The sequence below is a fragment of the Bradyrhizobium sp. P5_C12 genome (assembly GCF_054049735.1).
Window position 1 is genome coordinate 177,500 of the sequence record NZ_JBFULU010000005.1, and the last position, 20,231, is coordinate 197,730.

19 protein-coding genes are annotated in these 20,231 nt (G+C 65.9%); 18 read left to right on the forward strand and 1 reads right to left on the reverse strand.

The features are described 5' to 3' along the window. The first annotated feature begins 267 nt into the window (after positions 1 to 267). The 12 genes from tsaB (at position 268) to ACXJMY_RS06620 (ending at position 11,147) form a co-directional block, all read left to right on the forward strand. Positions 268 to 963 (forward strand): tRNA (adenosine(37)-N6)-threonylcarbamoyltransferase complex dimerization subunit type 1 TsaB, encoded by a 696-nt coding sequence (gene tsaB / locus ACXJMY_RS06565; RefSeq protein WP_456618495.1) that lies wholly within the window; start codon positions 268 to 270, stop codon positions 961 to 963. Continuing rightward, positions 960 to 1,445: a ribosomal protein S18-alanine N-acetyltransferase gene (gene rimI / locus ACXJMY_RS06570; RefSeq protein ID WP_456618496.1), complete on the forward strand. Its 486-nt coding sequence runs from the start codon at positions 960 to 962 to the stop codon at positions 1,443 to 1,445. Before tsaB ends, rimI begins: the two co-directional genes overlap by 4 nt. A 38-nt stretch (positions 1,446 to 1,483) precedes the next feature. Next, on the forward strand, positions 1,484 to 1,939 hold the full coding sequence (locus ACXJMY_RS06575) for a Fur family transcriptional regulator (protein ID WP_094894339.1): 456 nt from the start codon (positions 1,484 to 1,486) through the stop codon (positions 1,937 to 1,939). A 5-nt stretch (positions 1,940 to 1,944) separates the two neighbouring features. Beyond that, positions 1,945 to 2,625, forward strand: a complete 681-nt coding sequence (locus ACXJMY_RS06580; protein ID WP_456618497.1) for an HAD family hydrolase — start codon at positions 1,945 to 1,947, stop codon at positions 2,623 to 2,625. A 182-nt stretch (positions 2,626 to 2,807) separates the two neighbouring features. After that, a complete protein-coding gene (gene miaB, locus ACXJMY_RS06585; protein WP_456618498.1) occupies positions 2,808 to 4,205 on the forward strand; it encodes a tRNA (N6-isopentenyl adenosine(37)-C2)-methylthiotransferase MiaB in 1,398 nt (465 codons plus the stop codon). Positions 4,206 to 4,269: 64 nt separating this feature from the next. Then, positions 4,270 to 5,265 carry a PhoH family protein gene (locus tag ACXJMY_RS06590; RefSeq protein WP_456618499.1) on the forward strand — a complete coding sequence of 332 codons (996 nt, stop codon included), beginning with the start codon at positions 4,270 to 4,272 and terminating at the stop codon, positions 5,263 to 5,265. A 58-nt stretch (positions 5,266 to 5,323) separates the two neighbouring features. Then, positions 5,324 to 5,821: an rRNA maturation RNase YbeY gene (ybeY, locus tag ACXJMY_RS06595; RefSeq protein ID WP_456618500.1), complete on the forward strand. Its 498-nt coding sequence runs from the start codon at positions 5,324 to 5,326 to the stop codon at positions 5,819 to 5,821. 13 nt (positions 5,822 to 5,834) lie between these two features. After that, a complete protein-coding gene (locus ACXJMY_RS06600; protein ID WP_456618501.1) occupies positions 5,835 to 6,953 on the forward strand; it encodes a hemolysin family protein in 1,119 nt (372 codons plus the stop codon). Then, positions 6,950 to 8,563 carry an apolipoprotein N-acyltransferase gene (lnt, locus tag ACXJMY_RS06605; protein ID WP_456618502.1) on the forward strand — a complete coding sequence of 538 codons (1,614 nt, stop codon included), beginning with the start codon at positions 6,950 to 6,952 and terminating at the stop codon, positions 8,561 to 8,563. The genes ACXJMY_RS06600 and lnt overlap by 4 nt, the downstream gene beginning before the upstream one ends. 220 nt (positions 8,564 to 8,783) lie before the next feature. Next, a complete protein-coding gene (locus ACXJMY_RS06610; protein ID WP_456618503.1) occupies positions 8,784 to 9,197 on the forward strand; it encodes a helix-turn-helix domain-containing protein in 414 nt (137 codons plus the stop codon). Between the two features lie 85 nt (positions 9,198 to 9,282). Beyond that, the gene (locus tag ACXJMY_RS06615) at positions 9,283 to 10,440 is read left to right on the forward strand and encodes a M20 family metallopeptidase (RefSeq protein ID WP_456618504.1); all 1,158 of its coding nucleotides are present in this window, start codon (positions 9,283 to 9,285) and stop codon (positions 10,438 to 10,440) included. Beyond that, entirely contained in the window at positions 10,437 to 11,147 is a 711-nt protein-coding gene (locus ACXJMY_RS06620) for a tRNA (guanine(46)-N(7))-methyltransferase TrmB (protein ID WP_456618505.1), read from the forward strand. Before ACXJMY_RS06615 ends, ACXJMY_RS06620 begins: the two co-directional genes overlap by 4 nt. A gap of 93 nt (positions 11,148 to 11,240) precedes the next feature. Here ACXJMY_RS06620 and ACXJMY_RS06625 read toward each other — a convergent pair whose 3' ends face one another. Continuing rightward, positions 11,241 to 12,323: a DUF2336 domain-containing protein gene (locus tag ACXJMY_RS06625; protein WP_456618506.1), complete on the reverse strand. Its 1,083-nt coding sequence runs from the start codon at positions 12,321 to 12,323 to the stop codon at positions 11,241 to 11,243. 366 nt (positions 12,324 to 12,689) lie between these two features. On the opposite strand from ACXJMY_RS06625, the gene rimP reads away from it, so the two are divergent. The 6 genes from rimP to truB all read left to right on the forward strand — a co-directional run bounded on the left by rimP (position 12,690) and on the right by truB (position 20,230). Beyond that, on the forward strand, positions 12,690 to 13,448 hold the full coding sequence (gene rimP / locus ACXJMY_RS06630; protein ID WP_456618507.1) for a ribosome maturation factor RimP: 759 nt from the start codon (positions 12,690 to 12,692) through the stop codon (positions 13,446 to 13,448). Between the two features lie 2 nt (positions 13,449 to 13,450). Then, positions 13,451 to 15,061: a transcription termination factor NusA gene (gene nusA, locus ACXJMY_RS06635; protein WP_456618508.1), complete on the forward strand. Its 1,611-nt coding sequence runs from the start codon at positions 13,451 to 13,453 to the stop codon at positions 15,059 to 15,061. A 23-nt stretch (positions 15,062 to 15,084) separates the two neighbouring features. Next, positions 15,085 to 15,768 carry an RNA-binding protein gene (locus ACXJMY_RS06640; RefSeq protein WP_456618509.1) on the forward strand — a complete coding sequence of 228 codons (684 nt, stop codon included), beginning with the start codon at positions 15,085 to 15,087 and terminating at the stop codon, positions 15,766 to 15,768. Positions 15,769 to 15,840: 72 nt separating this feature from the next. After that, positions 15,841 to 18,528: a translation initiation factor IF-2 gene (gene infB / locus ACXJMY_RS06645; protein ID WP_456618510.1), complete on the forward strand. Its 2,688-nt coding sequence runs from the start codon at positions 15,841 to 15,843 to the stop codon at positions 18,526 to 18,528. Positions 18,529 to 18,683: 155 nt separating this feature from the next. After that, entirely contained in the window at positions 18,684 to 19,115 is a 432-nt protein-coding gene (rbfA, locus tag ACXJMY_RS06650; protein ID WP_456618511.1) for a 30S ribosome-binding factor RbfA, read from the forward strand. Further along, a complete protein-coding gene (gene truB, locus ACXJMY_RS06655) occupies positions 19,112 to 20,230 on the forward strand; it encodes a tRNA pseudouridine(55) synthase TruB (RefSeq protein ID WP_456618512.1) in 1,119 nt (372 codons plus the stop codon). Before rbfA ends, truB begins: the two co-directional genes overlap by 4 nt. Position 20,231 lies beyond the last annotated feature (1 nt).

Below are 20,231 nucleotides of genomic sequence, written 5' to 3' on the forward strand. Positions count from 1 at the left end.
TCTCGAGATTCCGGGTCTGGTGCTGACGCACCATCCCGGAATGACAGAAGGGCGGCCGATGTGAGCGGCAGCGCCGTAGGGTGGGCAAAGGCGCTCTTGCGCCGTGCCCACCAACCAAGATGAAACAGCCGTGGTGGGCATGCTTCGCTTTGCCCACCCTACGAAGCGCGGCGATATCAGGGGGCTACGAATCGTGCGTGAAGAATGGCGGATTGGCGCGTGGTTCGCTACACTCCTCGTTATTCGCCACTCGCCATTCGCTGTCTCATGCTGATCCTTGCCATCGACACCGCGCTGGAAGCATGCGCGGCCGCCGTTCTCGACACCGACGCCGGCGAGCTGCTTGCGCAGGAGCAGCTTCTCATGAAGCGCGGCCACGCCGAGGCGCTGATGCCGATGATCGCGCGTGTCATGCAGTCCGCCAATCTCGCATTCACCTCGCTCGACCGCATCGCCGTCACCGTCGGCCCCGGCAGTTTCACCGGCTTGCGCGTCGGCATTTCGGCGGCGCGCGGACTTGCGCTCGCGGCCAGGCGGCCGGCCGTCGGGCTGACGACGTTGTCGGCCTACGCCGCCACCGTCGTGGGCCAAAGCGGAACGGCGCCCGTGATCTCGGCGATCGACGCGCGGCACGATCACGTCTATTTCCAGATCGTCGCCGGCGACGGCGGCCAGCTGGTGCGGCCGAAAGTCGCCAGCATCGACGAGGCGATTGCGGCCTCGCAATTCGGCGCGCCGCATCTGGTCGGCAATGCCGCAAAAATCCTCGCCGAGCGCTGGCCAAAGGACGCACCGCAACCGGTTGCAGTCGATGCGCAGGCCGCGCCCGACATCGGCTGGGTCGCGTGGCTCGGCGCGGCCGCCGATCCCGAAACGACGCCGGCGCGGCCGTTTTATCTGCGCGCGCCCGATGCAAAGCCGGCAGCCATGCCGCCACGCGCAGCACAAGCCGCAACCTCGTGATGAGATGGTTGTCGGAGTGGTGGCGCGGCGGCACCGCCGCCGTCGAGCCCGCATCCGTACGGGATGCGGCGCGGCTGGCGCAGCTTCACGGCGCATCCTTCGCGCACGGCTGGGGCGAAGGCGAGTTCGAGACCATGATCGGCGAGCGCAACACGCTCGTGCATCGGCTGCGCCTGGGCCGCAAGACGATCGGATTTGCGGTGTCGCGGATCGGCGCGGATGAAGCGGAAATCCTCTCCATTGCCGTCGATCAAGCTCATCGCGGCCGCGGTCTGTCCCGCGCGCTGCTGATGACCCATCTCGGCCATCTCGCGGGACGCGGGGTGCGCACGATATTTCTCGAGGTCGAGGAGAACAACCAGCCGGCGCGGCGGCTCTATGACCGGGCCGGATTCATGGTGGTCGGGCGCCGCGAACGCTATTATAAGCAGCCGAACGGGGAACAATTGAACGCACTTCTGATGCGACGTGACTTGTCGTAACATTGTTGGCACAAAGCGCCCCGTCAGGCAGACAATCCATGACCGCACTGAAACCTTCTTCTGCATCCAAGGCATCCGGCATCGAGGCACGCTGTGCCGCCACCGGCATGCGCATGACCGAGCAGCGCCGTGTCATCGCCCGCGTGCTTGCGGAGGCGGTCGATCATCCCGACGTCGAGGAATTGTATCGGCGCTGCGTCGCCGTCGACGACAAGATCTCGATCTCGACGGTCTATCGCACCGTCAAGCTGTTCGAGGATGCCGGCATCATCGAACGCCACGATTTCCGCGAGGGCCGCGCGCGCTACGAGCAGATGCGCGACAGCCATCACGACCACCTCATCAACCTGCGCGACGGCAAGGTGATCGAGTTCACCTCCGAAGAGATCGAGAAGCTCCAGGCGGAGATCGCCCGCAAGCTCGGCTACAAATTGGTCGACCATCGGCTCGAGCTCTATTGCGTCCCGCTCGACGACGACAAGCCGACGTCTTAAGTTCAGTGCCCATCGATCTCATCATCTTCGATTGCGACGGCGTGCTCGTGGACAGCGAGGTCATCTCCTGCCGCGCGCATGCGGACGTATTGAGCCGGCACGGCTATCCCATCACCTCGGAGCAGGTGTTCGAGCGCTTTCTCGGCCGCTCCACGCGGCAGGCCAATCTCGAGATCGAGTCCGAGCTCGGTCGCAAGCTGCCGGAGGCCTATCACGGCGACTTGCAGGACGAGCTGTTCCGTTCGTTCGAGGCCGATCTCGAAGCGATCCGCGGCATCCACGACGTGCTCGATATCGTCACGCAGCGCGTCTGCGTCGCCTCCAGCGGCTCGCATCAGCGCATGCGCGTGAGCCTCGGAAGCACCGCTCTTCATGAGCGCCTCGCACCGAACATCTTCTCGGCCTCGCAGGTGAGGAACGGCAAGCCGGCGCCGGACCTGTTCTTGTTCGCAGCCAACGAAATGGGCGTGCCGCCAGAGCGCTGTGTCGTGATCGAGGACAGTCTGGCCGGCATTGCCGGCGCGCGGGCGGCCGGGATGACCGTGTTCGGCTTCCACGGCGGCAGCCATTGCCGCGACGGTTACGACGAGACGCTGCGCCGGGCCGGCGCCGACCTGATCTTTGCCGACATGCGGCAATTGCCGGATCTGGTCCGGCGAGTCGAGGCGGACGCCCTGGCGGGCTAGCCATCGCCGTCATTCCGGGGCGATGCGCAGCATCGAACCCGGAATCTCGCCCAAAACCTCTGGATTCCGGGTTCGCCCGCTTCGCGGGCGCCCCGGAATGACGGTTCAGGGGCTCCAATCGCTGGATTTCCGACGCTCCAGCCTATATCTGGGGGTCGTCCTCCACCTCAATTCCGGGTTCCATGAAGCCGCCGCGCAAGCTGCACATCAAATCATTTGGCTGCCAGATGAACGTCTACGATGCCCAGCGCATGGTGGACACGCTGGCCCCGGAAGGATTCGTGGAGACCGCCAGCGCCGAGGACGCCGACCTCGTCATCCTCAACACCTGCCACATCCGCGAGAAGGCCTCCGAAAAGGTGTATTCCGAGCTCGGCCGGCTGCGCCTCGCCAAGGACGAGGCCGCGCGCACCGGCCGCGCGATGCAGATCGCGGTCGCGGGCTGCGTGGCGCAGGCCGAGGGCGAAGAGATCGTGCGCCGCGCCCCGGTCGTCGACGTCGTGGTCGGCCCGCAGAGCTATCATCATCTGCCGGAGCTGCTGAAGCGCGCGAGCCACCAAGGCCGCGCCATCGAGACCGAGTTTCCCGCCGCCGACAAGTTCGGTTTCCTCGCCCCGCCGAAGCCCGACGCCATCCGCGCCCGCGGCATTTCCGCCTTCGTCACGGTGCAGGAAGGCTGCGACAAGTTCTGCACCTTCTGCGTCGTGCCCTACACGCGGGGCGCCGAGGTGTCGCGGCCGGTGGCGAAGATCGTCGACGACGTGAAGCGGCTTGCCGACAACGGCGTGCGCGAGCTCACGCTGATCGGGCAAAACGTCAACGCCTATCACGGCGACGGGCCCGACGGAAAAAGCTGGCCGCTCGGCAAATTGCTCGAACATCTGGCGCGCATCCCCGGCATCGCCCGGCTGCGCTATTCGACCAGCCATCCCCGCGATGTCGATGACAGTCTGATCGCCGCCCACCGCGATCTCGACGCGCTGATGCCGTTCGTGCACCTGCCGGTGCAGTCGGGCTCGGACCGGATTCTGGCGGCCATGAACCGGAAACATACCGCCGATGATTATCGGCGTGTCGTCGACCGATTCCGGGCCGCGCGCCAAGACATTGCTTTTTCATCAGATTTCATCGTCGGCTTTCCGGGGGAGAGCGAGCAAGATTTTCTCGCCACCCTCGCGCTTGTCACGCAAATCGGCTACGCTGCGGCTTATTCGTTCAAATACTCCGCCCGGCCGGGAACGCCGGCCGCGGACATGCAGGAGACGGTGTCCCCCGCCGAGATGGACCAGCGATTGGAGCGGCTCCAGGAACTGATCGACAGCCAGCAATCGGCCTTCAACAAGGCCGCGATTGGCACAACCGTCGACGTGCTGTTCGAACGGGCGGCGCGCAAGGACGGCCAGATCGTCGGCCGGACGGCCTTCCTGCAGCCTGCGCATGTGATGGCCTCGCCCGACATCATCGGAACTATCCTGCCGGTCCGGATCGACAGCCTCGAGCGCTACAGCTTCCTCGGCGAACTCGTAACGCCGCGCCTTGCGCACGAACCCGCTTTATCACCCATTGCCACTGGAGCCTGAACCCTTGCCAAAAAGCGCATCGGATTCGCCTTCGTTCGCTCCCAGCCGCAAATTTGACCGCGACATGCAAGTTCCGCCCGAGACCCAGGTCGTCATCGATTTCGACGACAACCGCGCCGCATCCGCGCTGGTCGGCCCCTATGGCCAGAACCTCGCGCAGATCGAGCGGCGGCTCGGCGTGGTGGTGGATTCCAAGGGCAACCACATCACCATCGGCGGCTCGCGCGACGGCTGCGATGCCGCGCGCCGCGTGCTGGAAACGCTCTACGCCCAGGCGGTGAAGGGGCAGGATCTCGACCAGGGCGAGGTCGAAGGCGCGATTCGCGCCGTGATCGCGCAGGGCTCGCTGTTCGAGTTCGACGCCAAGTCGGCCAAGACGACCTTCGAGAGCATCAATCTGCGCAAGCGCCCCGTGCGGGCGCGCACCGCCGCGCAGGATTCCTACATCCGCGCGCTGAAGCGCCACGAGCTGGTGTTCGGCGTCGGCCCCGCCGGCACCGGCAAGACCTGGCTCGCGGTCGCACATGCCGCGCAATTGTTCGAGCGCAAGGAGGTCGACAAGATCATCCTGTCGCGCCCGGCGGTGGAAGCCGGCGAGCGGCTCGGCTTCCTGCCCGGCGACCTGCGCGAGAAGGTCGATCCCTATCTGCGCCCGATCTACGACGCGCTCTATGACCTGATGGACGCGCGCATCGTCGAGCGCGCGCTCCAGACCGGCGAGATCGAGATCGCGCCGCTCGCCTTCATGCGCGGCCGCACGCTCACCAATGCCGCCATCATCCTGGACGAGGCCCAGAACACCACATCGATGCAGATGAAGATGTTCCTGACCCGTCTCGGCGAGAACAGCCGCATGATCGTGACCGGCGACCCCTCGCAGATCGACCTGCCGAACGGCCAGACCTCGGGCCTCGCGGAAGCGACCCGGCTGCTGAACGGCGTCGAGGGCATTGCGCAAGTTCATTTCACCGCCGAGGACGTGATCCGGCACGAGCTCGTGGCGCGGATCGTCTCAGCCTATGAAGGGCTGCCGCAGCGGCCGGCGGCCGGCAAATCCTGACGAGACAAGCGGACCATGCGGGCGCGGGCATAGCGCCCTTTCGTTCCGAACAAACAGAATGTCACACCCCAACCTTCCCATGACCGAGGTCCTCGTCGTCGCCGATTGCTGGCAGAGCGAGCCCGACGCCGAAGCCGTGATCCGGCGCGCGGTCGCGGCCGCCGCCGAATCGGTCGACGAAGACGTCGCCGAAGCCGAAGTGGCCGTGATGCTGACCGATGATGCCGGCATCCGCACCCTCAACGGCAACTGGCGCGGCCTCGACAAGCCGACCAACGTGCTGTCGTTTCCGGCGCTCCAGCCGGAGGGCGAATGGAAGCCGGGCGATGCGCCGCGCATGCTCGGCGACATCGCCATCGCCTATGAAACGATGCGGCGCGAGGCGGACGAGGAGCAGAAACCGTTCGACCATCATTTGAGCCATCTCGCCGTGCATGGTTTCCTGCATCTGATCGGCTACGACCACGAGAACGACGACGACGCGGAGGAGATGGAAGCGCTCGAAACGCAGATCCTGGCTCATCTCGGCATCCCCGACCCCTATGCCGACCGCTGACGGATGGATTGAGATGCCGGATTCCGACCCGACCCACGACAATCCGCGCCACACGCCCAACCTGCCGGCCGTGGTGACGCCCGGCGAGGTGCTGCGTCCGACCGCCGAAGGCTGGCTGCTGCGCGCCATCCGCACGCTGTTCGGCTGGAAGGCCGGATCGGTGCGCGACGATCTCCAGGTCGTGCTCGACGCCACGACACCCGACGACACCGGGTTCTCGACCGTCGAGCGCACCATGCTGCGCAACATCCTCAGCCTGCATGAGCGCCGCATCGCCGACGTCATGGTGCATCGCGCCGACATCATCGCGGTGAAGCGCGACATCCCGCTCGGCGAGCTGATGGACCGTTTCGAGAGCGCCGGCCATTCGCGCCTCGTCGTCTACAACGAGACGCTCGACGATCCCGTCGGCATCGTCCACATCCGCGACCTGCTCGCCTTCATGACCGCGCGCGCCCGCGTATCGGAAACCACCAAGACCAAACGCAAGAAGCCGCTGCCGGCAGGCCTCGATCTGCGCGCCGTCGATCTCGCGCTGCCGCTTCAGGATGCGCGCATCATCCGCAAGCTGCTCTACGTGCCGCCGTCGATGCGGGCGATCGACCTGCTCGCGCAGATGCAGGCCACGCGCATCCACCTCGCGCTGGTGGTCGACGAATATGGCGGCAGCGACGGGCTGGTTTCGCTCGAGGACATCGTCGAGCAGATCGTCGGCGAGATCGACGACGAGCACGACAGCGACGAGCCGCCCTCGATCGTGCGCCTGCCCGACAACGCCTTCATTGCAGACGCCCGCGCCAGCCTCGACGACGTCCGCTCGGTGATCGGCGAGGACTTCGTCACCGGCGAGGCCGGCGAGGAGGTGGAGACGCTGGGCGGCTATCTCGTCAGTTTCGTCGGCCGCCTGCCGGTGCGCGGCGAGGTGATCTCCGGTCCCGGCAATTACGAGGTCGAGGTGCTCGATGCCGATCCGCGCCGCGTCAAGCGGCTGCGCATCTCGACGCGGAAAGAACGCCCCGCCCCCCGCACCCAGCGTGAGAGCCGCCGCCGCGAGGCTACGCCGGAGAGCGGCCAGCCGCCTTCCAGTGACACGCCGACCCCGCCGCCAAGCGACGGGACCGGCCCGCAGTGAGTCCCTTCCAGCGTTTGCGACAGATCGCGCTTGCCATCATCCTGACCTGGGGATGGAAACGCGCGCTCATTGCGATGGGGTGCGGTGCGCTGTCGGTGCTGGCGCTGGCGCCGTTCAACCTCTTCCCGGTGCTGTTCATCACCTTCCCGGTGCTGGTCTGGCTGATCGACGGCGCTGGCGCCGGACGATATGGCGGCGTTCCCGCCGCGGCCCTGACCGGCTATTGGTTCGGGCTCGGCTATTTCGTGCCCGGCCTGTACTGGATCGGCTACGCCTTCTTCGTCGACGCCGACGTGTTTGCCTGGCTGACGCCCTTCGCCGTGCTGGGCCTGCCGGCCTATCTCTCGATCTTCACGGCGATCGGCTTCGCGCTGGCCCGCCTGCTCTGGAGCAAGGACGCCACGCGCATTCTCGCGCTCGCCGCGAGCCTCACCGTCGCCGAATGGCTGCGTGGTCACGCGCTCACCGGCTTTCCGTGGAACGCCTTCGGCTATGCGCTGTCGGAGCCGCTGCCGCTGGCGCAGACGGCGTCCCTGATCGGCTTGTGGGGCATGACGTTCCTCACCGTTGCGATCTTCGCGAGCCCCGCGGTGCTGATCGACCGCACGCGGGATCGCCGCCTGGCGTGGCGTGTGCCGGCCGCAGCGGTCGCACTGCTGATTGTCATGGGCATCTTCGGCGCGATTCGCCTGTCGCTGCATCCGACCACGATGGTCGCGGGCGCCAAGCTGCGCCTGATGCAGCCGAACCTCCAGCAGGACGCAAAATTCAACTACTCCGCGAAAGCGGAGGTGATGAAGAAATATCTCGCGCTGTCGGACCGCGCCTCGGGGCCGCAATCGACCGGCGTGCGCGATGCCACCATCCTGATCTGGCCGGAATCCGCGTTTCCGTTCTTTCTGACCCGCGAAGCCGACGTGATGGCGCAAATCGCCGAGCTCCTGCCCAAGGGCACGGTGCTGATCACGGGATCGGTGCGCGCCCCCGACCTGCCGCCGGGCAAGCCGATCACACGCGCCTATAATTCGATCTATGTGATGGACCACGACGGCAGCGTGCTCGCAGTCTACGACAAGCTGCATCTGGTGCCGTTCGGAGAATATCTTCCCTTCCAGGACACGATGGAGAAGCTCGGCTTCGAACAACTCACGCGGGTCCGCGGCGGCTTCATTCCGGGCAGCGTGCGGCATGCGTTGCCGGTGCCGGGCGCGCCGCCGGCGCTACCGCTGATTTGCTACGAGGCGATCTTTCCCGGCGAGGTCGGGGCGCGCAACGAGCGCCCGGGCTGGATCGTGAACCTCACCAATGACGGCTGGTTCGGCGTTTCGACCGGCCCCTATCAGCATCTGGAGCAGGCGCGGATGCGCGCGATCGAGCTCGGGCTGCCGCTGGTGCGCTCCGCCAACACCGGCGTATCGGCGGTGATCGATCCGGTGGGCCGAACGGTTGCCAGCCTCGGTCTTGGAATCGAAGGCATTTTGGATGCAAGTCTGCCCGCCGCAATCCCGCCGACCATCTATGCGAGGGTCGGCGACGCGCCCGCGGCCATGCTCGTTGCGCTGGCTGTGCTGCTGGCGGTCCGGCGACGTGTTGCCAAACGGCACCCCTGATCGCGCCGTCTTTGCCGAAGCGGCCGGAAACCTTTGACAACCGTAGTCCCACGGTTGACAGACCGCAGGCGGGCTCCTCATTCTGAGCCCGCTGCAATAAGACAGCGGTGCATTGCTAAATTTCTCCGCAATGTTTCCCCAATCAGAGTGAAGTTTTGACGTCGCTGTCACCTGAGGCAATACTGATTGCGCCGACGGTGGTGTTTGGAGGGCTGAGGAAATGTCGAAAGCGCCCAACCCTGTTGACAAATATGTCGGCAGTCGCGTGCGCATGCGCCGCATCATGTTGGGCATGAGCCAGGAAAAGCTCGGTGAAGCTTTGGGCCTGACTTTCCAGCAGATCCAGAAATACGAGAAGGGCACCAACCGGGTCGGCGCGAGCCGAATCCAGCAGATCGCCGAAATCCTCCACGTGCCCGTGTCGTTCCTGTTCGAGGGCGGCCCGAGCGGCGTGCCGGGTCCGGACGGCTTCGCCGAAGGCGCCTCGCCGTCCTACGTCTCCGATTTTCTCGCGACCTCCGAAGGGCTCGCCTTGACCAAGGCGTTCACCCGAATCACCGATTCGAAGCTGCGCCGCTCCATCGTCGATCTGGTCGAGCAGATCGCCGCCCGCGAAGGCCCCGACAAACGCTGACGCGCAACCTCATTCCGATTTGAGACTGCGCCAAATCTGGCCTATGTCGTCATTTGCGGGCGCGTCTTGATGCGCGCCCTCACAGATGATGCGATTCAAAGGCACAGATGCGTCCATGGCGAGCTCCAATTGGTTCGATTCCCAAACTATTCTCGATGGCATCCGCCGCTGGGTGGAGATCGAGACGCCGACGGAAGCGCCTGACCAAGTCAACAAGCTGATCTCGATGGTCGCGGAGCAATATCGCGATCTGCCGGTCACGCTCGAGCGCGTCGATGGCGTCGATGGTTGCGGCGATCATCTCGTGGCACGCTCGACCTGGGGCCAGGACCGGCCGGGCATCCTGGTGCTGAGCCACCTCGATACCGTTCATCCCATGGGATTCATCGCGCGCCTGCCGTTCAGGGTCGAAGGCGACAGCGCGTTCGGTCCCGGCATCTACGACATGAAGGGCGGCGCCTACATCGCCCATCACGCCTTCCGCGCGCTGTGCGCCACGGCCGAGCGTTCACCGCTCTGCATCACGCATCTGTTCACGTCCGACGAAGAGATCGGCAGCCCCACCTCGCGCGCGCTGATCGAGCAGGAAGGACGCAAGGCCAAATACGTGCTGGTCACGGAGCCGGCGCGCGACGGCGGCAAGATCGTCACCGGGCGCAAGGGCGTCGGACGCTTCCAGGTGTTCATCAAGGGCGTGCCCGCCCATGCCGGGACGCGGCCTGAAGACGGCCGCAGCGCCGTCCGCGAGCTCGCCAACGTCATCCAGGCGCTCGAGGGGATGAACGATTTGAAGCGCGGCGTCACCGTCAATGTCGGCGTGGTGCGCGGCGGCACGCGGCCCAACGTGACGCCGGAAGAGGCCTATGCCGAAATCGATCTGCGCGTGCCGAGCTTCACCGATGCGGACGAATTCGTCGGCAAGATCCTCGGACTGACGTCGAAGACGGACGGCGTCACGGTCAAGGTCACGGGCGAGCTCAATCGTCCGCCCTATGAGAAAAGCAATTCCGGTGCTTCGCTGTACGAGCATGCGAAGACGCTGGCAGCCGAGATCGGCTTCGAGCTGATCGACACCCACACCGGCGGCGGCTCGGACGGCAATTTCACGGCGGCCGATACCGGCACGCTCGACGGGCTCGGCGTCGACGGCAAGGGCGCGCACACCCATTATGAGCAGCTCTACGTCTCCTCGCTCGAACCGCGCGCGCGGCTGCTCTATCGCCTGTATCAGACGCTGCAATGAGCGAGCGCAAATCAGATCCAGGTCGCGACGACAGCGAACGCGCCTTCTTCGGACGCCGCAAGGGCCACAAGCTCAGGCAGCACCAGGCCGAGCTGATCGATCATCTGCTGCCGCATCTCGCGCTCGACATCGCAGCTGCAGCGCCGGCGAATGCGGGCGAGATCTTCGATCCCGCAGCCGACGATGTGCGGCTCGAGATCGGCTTCGGCGGCGGCGAGCATCTTGCGGCGGAGGCGCAGGGCTTTCCCGCAACCGGCTTCATCGGCTGCGAGCCCTATGTCAACGGCATGGCGAAAATCCTGGCGCAGATCGAGGCTGGCAACATCGGCAATATCCGCCTGTTCGCGGGCGATGCCGCCGAGCTGCTGGCCTGGCTGCCGAAGGCCTCGCTGTCGCGGATCGACCTGATCCATCCCGATCCCTGGCCGAAGCGGCGGCACTGGAAGCGGCGCTTCGTTCAGGACAGGACGATCGCCGCGATGGCGCGCGTGCTGAAGGCGGGCGGCGAATTCCGATTCGTCTGCGACATCGACGATTACTGCGCCTGGACACTGTCGCATCTTGCACGCGCGCCGGATTTCCAATGGCTCGCGGAGCGCGCCGACGATTTCCGGCAGCCCTGGGACGGCTACACCATGACGCGTTATGGCCGGAAAGCCGCGCGCGAGGGCCGCAAGGCGGCGTATCTGCGGTTCAGAAGAAGCTGATTGTCGTTCCGGGGCGATGCGCAGCATCGAACCCGGAATCTCGAGATTCCGGGTTCGCGCTTCGCGCGCCCCGGAATGACAAGAGAGATAATTTCAGATCGTCTGCCGGTTGCGCCAGAATTTCACGACGCGCTCGGCGGTTGCCGGCATCAGGCGCGTGAAGTTCATGCGCGCCGCCTCGATGTCGGCGTCAGCCGGCGTGCGATGCGGCCCGTACCACAACAGGATGAGCGCACGCACCGTGGGCCAGCCCAAATTCAACATCCGCCCCAGGATCAGGATCGGATCGTAGCGGTCGCCCGCGATCAGGCGGTCGAGGATCGAGAGCCTGACGCCGGACATCGCCGAGAGCGAGGCGATCGTCTCTTCGTACTTGTTGGCCTTGGCGAATCCGAGCAGCGCGCTTTCGCCGAGATGACCGTCGCGATGCAGGCCGAGCACGGTGCGCTGCGCTCCCGAATAATCGCGCCGCGGCCCGGGCGGCAGCGTGGCCTCCTCGATCGAGGCCATCGCGCGCTTGATCTCGACCTGCCGAACCGGGTTGACCACGCTGGACAGGCGGCGGCGGATCACATCGAGCGTGCCGTTCAGGAGCTCCTTCAGATGCTCGCCGGAGAGATCCTCGCGCTGGCCGATCTTGAGCGTCAGCACGCCGTCCTGGGCAGCGCGTTTGATCAGCTCCGAGTAACCGCCGGGCGAGAACGCCGCGCCGGCATTGCCGACGGCACGGCGCACCACGTCGCGATCGCCACGCTCGACCAGCACGTCGGTGAGCTTCACCGACAAGGCCGGCCGCTCCGTCATCGCCAGCAGATGGCCCTGGCCCTTCAGCCGCGCGATCTCGACCAGCGCCGCCTCGTCGAGCACGGGCGAGCGGCGCAGCACCGGGCCTGCCACCGCGATTTCGTTTTCACGCGCAAGCTGACCGACCAGATGGCGCGGCGCGTTGTCGAGCCGCGAGAAGCGCTCGGCGAGGTCGACGCGCGAGGCCAGCTCCGCATGCGGGACGAGATCGATCAGGAGATTGTCGAAGAGATCGACGAGGTCGGGGCGGAGCCTTGCGGCGTCGTGGAAGAACAATTCGGCGATGGCGCGCGCCACCTCGCCGCGACGTCGGGGATCGCCGCGCTTGACGATATCGTCCAGTCCAGGAATGAGCGACGTGGCAACGGTCATGGAACGCAAACTCGAATCTGGCACGCCGTGGGCGCGCCATAGGCTCAAGCCGCCCCACAACCGGGGAATCTAGGCCCCCTTGATGAAGGAAGCGTTGCGCCAGCAGCCGCGAACCGGGGCGCAAAAAGCCCATTGCCGCCTGCGATGGGCCTTGTCCGGGAGGGTGGAAAGCGCTATATCAGCGCCAATTCATCTTCTCATACGATCCGCGTAGTGAGAGTGGGCCCGAAAGGACCCGCTCTTTTTTATTACCTGAGCGCGGCTTGGCGGAAGATGCGCGGTCCGACGATCTGTCGGACGGAGAGTTCCGAAGCAGGCTCTGACATCGTAACCAAGCCTTAACCATCGAGCGCCTTGACCCTGGATATGACCGAACCGAACCTTGGTTCCATGGATGCCGAGTTGCTGGCCGAGCCGCGGCTCGTGGTCGAGCCGGGCGCTGCGGCGCGGGTGTCGGCGGTCGCGGGCCCCGTGCTCCAGGGCATGGGCTACCGGCTGGTGCGGATCCGTATTTCCGGAGAGGCCGGCTGCACCGTGCAGATCATGGCCGAGCGGCCGGACGGCTCGATGCAGATCGAGGATTGCGAGGCGATCTCACGGGCGCTGTCGCCGGTGCTCGACGTCGCCGACCCGATCGACCGCGCCTACCGGCTGGAGATTTCCTCGCCGGGAATCGACCGCCCGCTGGTGCGTCGTTCCGATTTCGAGCGGTATACTGGCCATCTGGTCAAGGTCGAGATGGCGACCGCCCATGAGGGGCGGAAGCGGTTCCGCGGCACGCTTGCCGGCGTCGAGGGCGACCGCGTGCGCGTGATGCGCGACGACGTCAAGACCGACGACGAGACCGAGGTTCTCCTGGTGATGGAGGATATCGGCGAGGCACGGCTGGTGCTGACCGACGAGCTGATCGCGGAATCGATGCGCCGCGGCAAGGCCCAGGCGCGCGAGATGCGCCGCGATCTCGGGCTGGAGCCGCCGGCTGCACCGCACGCGGAGATCAGCGCGAAGATCACCAAGAATACCAAGCCGGCGAAGAAGAAGCCGGCCCCGACCAATACAAAGAAACATCGCCTTGCTGCCGAACGTGCGCGGCGCGGCGAGATCGAGCCTGACGAAGGAGACTAGCCATGGCAGTCAGCGCCAATCGACTTGAACTGCTCCAGATCGCCGACGCCGTTGCGCGCGAGAAATCGATCGACCGCGGCATCGTCATCGCGGCGATGGAGGACGCCATCGCCAAGGCGGCGCGGGCGCGTTACGGCAGCGAGACTGACGTTCATGCCGAGATCGACCCGAAGAAGGGCGAGCTGCGGCTGTCGCGCCACATGCTGGTGGTCGAGAACGTCGAAAACCATTCCAACCAGATCTCGCTGGTAGATGCGCAACGCGCCAATCCCGGCGCCCAGGTCGGCGACACCATCGCCGACACCCTGCCGCCGCTGGAATACGGCCGCATCGCCGCGCAGTCGGCCAAGCAGGTCATCGTGCAGAAGGTGCGCGAGGCCGAACGCGACCGGCAATATCAGGAATTCAAGGACCGCATCGGCGACATCGTCAACGGCGTCGTCAAGCGCGTCGAATATGGCAGCGTGATCGTCGATCTCGGCCGTGGCGAGGCCATCATCCGCCGCGACGAGATGCTGCCGCGCGAGGTGTTCCGCAACGGCGACCGCGTCCGCGCCTACATCTTCGACGTCCGCCGCGAAACCCGCGGCCCGCAGATCTTCCTCTCCCGCACCCATCCGCAGTTCATGGCAAAACTGTTTGCGCAGGAAGTGCCGGAAATCTATGACGGCATCGTCGAGATCAAGGCGGTTGCCCGCGATCCCGGCTCGCGCGCCAAAATCGGCGTGATTTCCCGGGATTCCTCGGTCGATCCGGTCGGCGCCTGCGTCGGTATGCGCGGCTCGCGCGTGCAGGCGGTGGTGAACGAATTGCAGGGCGAGAAGATCGACATCATTCCGTGGTCGCCCGACATCGCGACCTTCGTGGTCAACGCGCTGGCGCCGGCCGAAGTGTCCAAGGTCGTCATCGACGAGGACCGCGAGCGCATCGAGGTCGTGGTGCCCGACACCAACAACCAGCTGTCGCTGGCGATCGGCCGCCGCGGCCAGAACGTCCGTCTCGCCTCGCAGCTCACCGGCTGGGACATCGACATCCTGACCGAGCAGGAGGAATCGGAGCGCCGTCAGGCCGACTTCGAGAATTCCACCCGCGTCTTCATGGAATCGCTCAATGTCGACGAGGTCGTCGGCCAGTTGCTGGCGTCCGAGGGCTTCACCTCGGTCGAGGAACTCGCGATGGTGGACATCAAGGAGCTCGCCGGCATCGAGGGCTTCGACGAGGAGACCGCCCAGGAGCTCCAGAACCGTGCCCGCGAGTATCTCGAGCAGCAGGAAGCCGAGCTCGAGGCCCGGCGCAAGGAACTCGGCGTCGAGGACGCCGTCAAGGACGTGCCCGGCGTGACCTCGAAGATGCTGGTGAAGTTCGGCGAGAACGACATCAAGTCGGTCGATGACCTCGCCGGCTGCGCCACCGACGATCTGGTCGGCTGGACCGAGCGCAAGGAAGGCGGCGAGCAGACCAAGTACGCTGGCGCGCTCGAAGGCATCGACATCACCCGCGACGACGCGGAAGCCATGATCATGCAGGCGCGCGTCAAGGCCGGCTGGATCACCGAAGCCGATTTGGCCAAGCCGGCCGAAGAGGCCGAGGCGACCGAAGATCAGCCGGCTTAAGGGTTTTAGGAGATGTCGCCCGGATGCTCGCTGATACCGACCACGATCTCGACCATGGACCGCGGACCGAAAGGTCCGCGACCATGCGGATGTGTGCGGTCAGCCGCGAGGTCCGGCCGATCGACGAGCTGATCCGCTTCGTCGTCTCGCCGGAAGCCCACATAGTTCCCGATCTCAAGCGCAAGCTGCCCGGGCGCGGCATGTGGATATCGGCCTCGCGACAGACGGTTGCGGAAGCCGTCCGTCGTCACCAATTTAGCAAGGCCTTCAAGCGCGAGCTGCGCATCCCTCAGACGCTTCCCGACGACATCGAGGCGCTCCTGGTTCGGAGCGTGACGGAAGCCCTTGGGATTGCCGCCAAGGCGGGCCAGATCGTGGCCGGCTTCGGCAAGGTCGAGAGCGCCCTGCGGGAAGGCACGGTCGAGGTCCTGATCCACGCCAGCGACGGGGCTGCGGACGGAATCCGCAAATTGGACATGCTGGCGCGTCAAAATGACGGAAATCGCGGCGCCAAGCCGCCGATTCCCGTCATAACCGCGCTGAAATCGGTAGAATTGGATTTGGCACTTACCCGGTCAAATGTGATACATGCTGCGCTGCTCGCGGGCCCGGCGAGCAGGTCATTCCTGTCACGTAGCCAGATGCTGGTCCGATACCGGCTGGCGGACGATGACAAGACTGCCGACAAGCGCGGCCAGGATTTCTGAGAGACAACGACCACCCGATAGGACGGTGCGGCAACGCACAACGTTAACAAAGATCAGGATTAGGACTGCTGAATGGTTGATACCAAGACCCCTGGCGACAAGAAGCTGAGCGTTCCGAGCAAGACGCTATCGCTCAAGCCGCGCGTCGAAACGGGCACCGTGCGCCAGAGCTTCAGCCACGGCCGCAGCAAGCAGGTCGTGGTCGAGAAGCGCGGTAAGCGCCGCATCGACGGCACCCCTGAGCCGCAGGCAGCCGAGGTTGCGAAGCCGGCGCCGGCCGCGCCCGCCGCCGCAGCGCCGCGTCCCGCGCCGAAGCCTGCCCCGCCGCGCAACGCCGGTTCCGGCGTGGTGCTGCGCACCCTGACCGAGGATGAACGTTCGGCCCGCGCCAGCGCGCTCGCCGACGCCAAGGTGCGTGAGGTCGAGGAGCGACGCCAGGCCGAAGAGGAAGCCCAGCGCCGCGCCGTCCGCGAAAGCGCCGAGCGCGTCGAGCGCGAGGCCGCCGAAGCCCGCCGCAAGGCCGAGGACGAGCGCCATCGCCACGAAGAGGAAGCCAAGCGCAAGGCCGAGACCGAGGCCAAGAAGCGTTTTGGCGAGGGTGAGCAGTCGCAATCCGCGGCACGCGCGGCGACCGCCGCGCCGGCGACCAGCGCGCCGCGGCCCGCGACGACCACGTCGCGACCTGCAACCACCACCGCCCGACCGGCGACGACGACCGCGCAGCGGCCGGCCGCGCCGGGTCGTGCCCCCGGCGTCGCAGCCGGACCGGACGAGGATGACGGTCCGCGGCAGATCCGCCGCGGTCCCGGCGGTGCCATGCGGCCCGTCGCAGCCCCCAAGACCACCCACAAGCCGGGCCCGCAGAAGGAACGCKGCCGCCTGACGCTCGTCACCGCGCTCAATGCCGACGAAGTGCGCGAGCGCTCGATCGCGTCGTTCCGCCGCCGTACCCAGCGCCTGAAGGGTCACGCCTCGAACGAGCCGAAGGAAAAGCTGATCCGCGAGGTGATCATTCCGGAAGCGATCACCATCCAGGAACTCGCCAACCGCATGGCCGAGCGCGCGGTCGACGTCATCCGCATGCTGATGAAGCAGGGCGCGATGCACAAGATCACCGACGTGATCGATGCCGACACCGCGCAGCTGATCGCCGAGGAGCTCGGCCACACCGTGAAGCGCGTGGCCGCGTCCGACGTCGAAGAAGGCCTGTTCGACGCCACCGACGATTCCACCGACACCGAGACGCGCTCGCCGGTCGTGACCGTGATGGGTCACGTCGACCACGGCAAGACCTCGCTGCTCGACGCGCTTCGTCATGCCAACGTCGTCTCCGGCGAAGCCGGCGGCATCACCCAGCATATCGGCGCCTATCAGGTGCTGTCGCCGGAAAGCGGCAAGAAGATCACCTTCATCGACACGCCCGGCCACGCCGCGTTCACCGCGATGCGCGCCCGCGGCGCCAAGGTCACCGACATCGTCGTGCTGGTGGTTGCGGCCGATGACGGCGTGATGCCGCAGACGGTCGAAGCCATCAACCACGCCAAGGCGGCGCGGGTGCCGATCATCGTTGCCATCAACAAGATCGACAAGCCCGACGCCAAGCCCGAGCGCGTGCGCACCGAGTTGCTCCAGCACGAGGTGCAGGTCGAATCCTTCGGCGGCGACGTCGTCGACGTCGAAGTGTCCGCCAAGAACAAGACCAATCTCGACAAGCTGCTCGAGATGATCGCGCTGCAGGCCGACATCCTCGACCTGAAGACCAATTCGGAGCGCCCGGCCGAAGGCACCGTGATCGAGGCCAAGCTCGACCGCGGCCGCGGTCCGGTCGCGACCGTGCTGGTTCAGCGTGGCACGCTCCGTGTCGGCGACATCATCGTTGCCGGCGCCGAGATGGGCCGCGTCCGTGCGCTGATCTCGGATCAGGGCGAGACCGTGGACGAGGCCGGCCCGTCGGTGCCGGTCGAGGTGCTCGGCTTCAACGGTCCGCCGGAAGCCGGCGATCGTCTCGCCGTGGTCGAGAACGAAGCCCGCGCCCGCCAGATCACGAGCTACCGCGCGCACCAGAAGCGCGAGAACGCGGCTGCCTCGATCTCCGGCATGCGCGGCTCGCTCGAGCAGATGATGTCGCAATTGAAGACGGCGGGCCGCAAGGAATTCCCGCTGATCATCAAGGCCGACGTGCAGGGCTCGCTGGAAGCGATCCTCGGCTCGCTGGAGAAGCTCGGCACCGACGAAGTCGCCGCCCGCATCCTGCATGCCGGCGTCGGCGGCATCTCGGAATCCGACGTGACGCTCGCGGAAGGCTTCAACGCCGCGATCATCGGCTTCTCGGTCCGTGCCAACAAGGAGGCCGCCGCGGCCGCCAAGCGCAACGGCATCGAGATCCGCTACTACAACATCATCTACGACCTCGTGGACGACGTGAAGAAGGCGATGAGCGGCCTGCTCGCGCCGACCTTGCGCGAGACCATGCTCGGCAACGCCGCGATCCTGGAGATCTTCAACATCTCCAAGGTCGGCAAGGTCGCCGGCTGCCGCGTCACCGACGGCACCGTGGAACGCGGCGCCAATGTGCGCCTGATCCGCGACAACGTCGTCGTGCACGAAGGCAAGCTGTCGACGCTGAAGCGCTTCAAGGACGAAGTGAAGGAAGTCCAGTCCGGCCAGGAATGCGGCATGGCCTTCGAGAACTATCACGACATGCGTGCAGGTGACGTGATCGAGTGTTACCGCGTGGAGACGATCCAGCGCTCCCTGTAAGTCCAAATCTTACCGAAGCGCCCGGATCTTTTTGAGCTGAAATTGCGGGAGTGCGATGGCCGGATTTTTTCCGGCCATCCGCCTCATTCGTTTCAACAGGACAAATGACAATGCTCGTGTCCCAAACACGGGCATGACGAGGTGATTTTCGAACCATGCCCCGCCACCATCAGAAGAAGAGTTCCGCCACCGGCGGCTCGCAACGCCAGTTGCGCGTCGGCGAGCAGGTTCGCCATGCGTTGGCCGATATTCTGGCGCAAGGCATTGTGCATGATGCGGACCTCGAAGGTCACATCATCACCGTACCGGAGGTGCGGATGTCGCCCGACCTGAAGCTCGCGACAATCTACGTGATGCCGCTCGGTGGCCGCGACACCGAGGTCGTCATCGCGGCGCTCGAGCGCAACAAGAAATTCCTGCGCGGCGAAGTCGCGCGGCGCGTTAACCTGAAATTTGCACCCGACCTTCGCTTCCGCGTCGACGAACGATTCGACGAGGCGGAACGGATCGAGAAGCTTTTGCGAACGCCTGCGGTGCAGAAGGACCTGGAACAGGATCCGGATACGGATCGGGAAGAAGAGCGATGATGATGGACCCGGCTCACGGCACGATCGGCGGCGACGAGCCCGATGCGCGCGATGTGCAGAAAAATAATTTTGCGGAAATCGGCGGCGATACGCAGCCGCATCAGGAGCCGCGCCGCGTCAACAACGATCCTCGGGCCAACAAGCAGAAGGGCAATCAGCCGCGCCGCGACCGGCGCGACGTCCATGGCTGGGTCGTGCTGGACAAGCCGATCGGCATGACCTCGACGCAGGCCGTCGCCGTGCTCAAGCGCCTGTTCCAGGCCAAGCGCGCGGGACACGCCGGTACGCTCGATCCGCTCGCCTCCGGCGGCCTGCCGATCGCGCTCGGCGAGGCGACCAAGACGGTTCCCTTCGTCATGGACGGCCGCAAGCGCTACCGCTTCACCGTCTGCTGGGGCGAGGAGCGCGATACCGACGACATCGAGGGCCGGATCACCGCGACCTCCGACCAGCGCCCGACCCGGGAGGCCATCGAGGCCCTGCTGCCCCGCTTCACCGGGGTGATCGAGCAGGTTCCCCCGCGCTATTCCGCGATCAAGATCCAGGGCGAGCGCGCCTATGACCTCGCCCGCGACGGCGAGATCGTGGAACTGGCCCCCCGCCCGGTCGAGATTCACCATTTATCCCTTGTAGATCAACCGGATAGCGACAGGTCCACGTTCGAGGCGGAGTGCGGCAAGGGCACCTATGTGCGCGCCCTGGCCCGCGATATGGGCCGGATTCTCGGCACTTACGGCCATATCTGCGCGCTGCGGCGGACGCTGGTCGGCCCATTCGGCGAAAACGACATGATTCCGCTGGATCAGTTGGAGGCTTTGTGCGATAGAGCCGCGTCCGGCGAGGGCAGCCTCGCCGACGCGCTTATGCCCGTTGAGACCGCGCTGGACGACATCCCGGCACTGGCCGTCACTCGGGCTGATGCGGCAAGGCTCCATCGGGGCCAGGCCGTTTTGTTGCGCGGACGGGATGCGCCCAATTGTAGCGGCACAGTCTATGTCACGGTGGCAGGCCGGCTTCTCGCGCTTGCTGAAGTTGGCAATGGCGAAATCATCCCCAAGCGTGTGTTCAACCTGACCGGCCTGACTGCCAGCTCCGGTCGCAACGAGAGAAATTGAC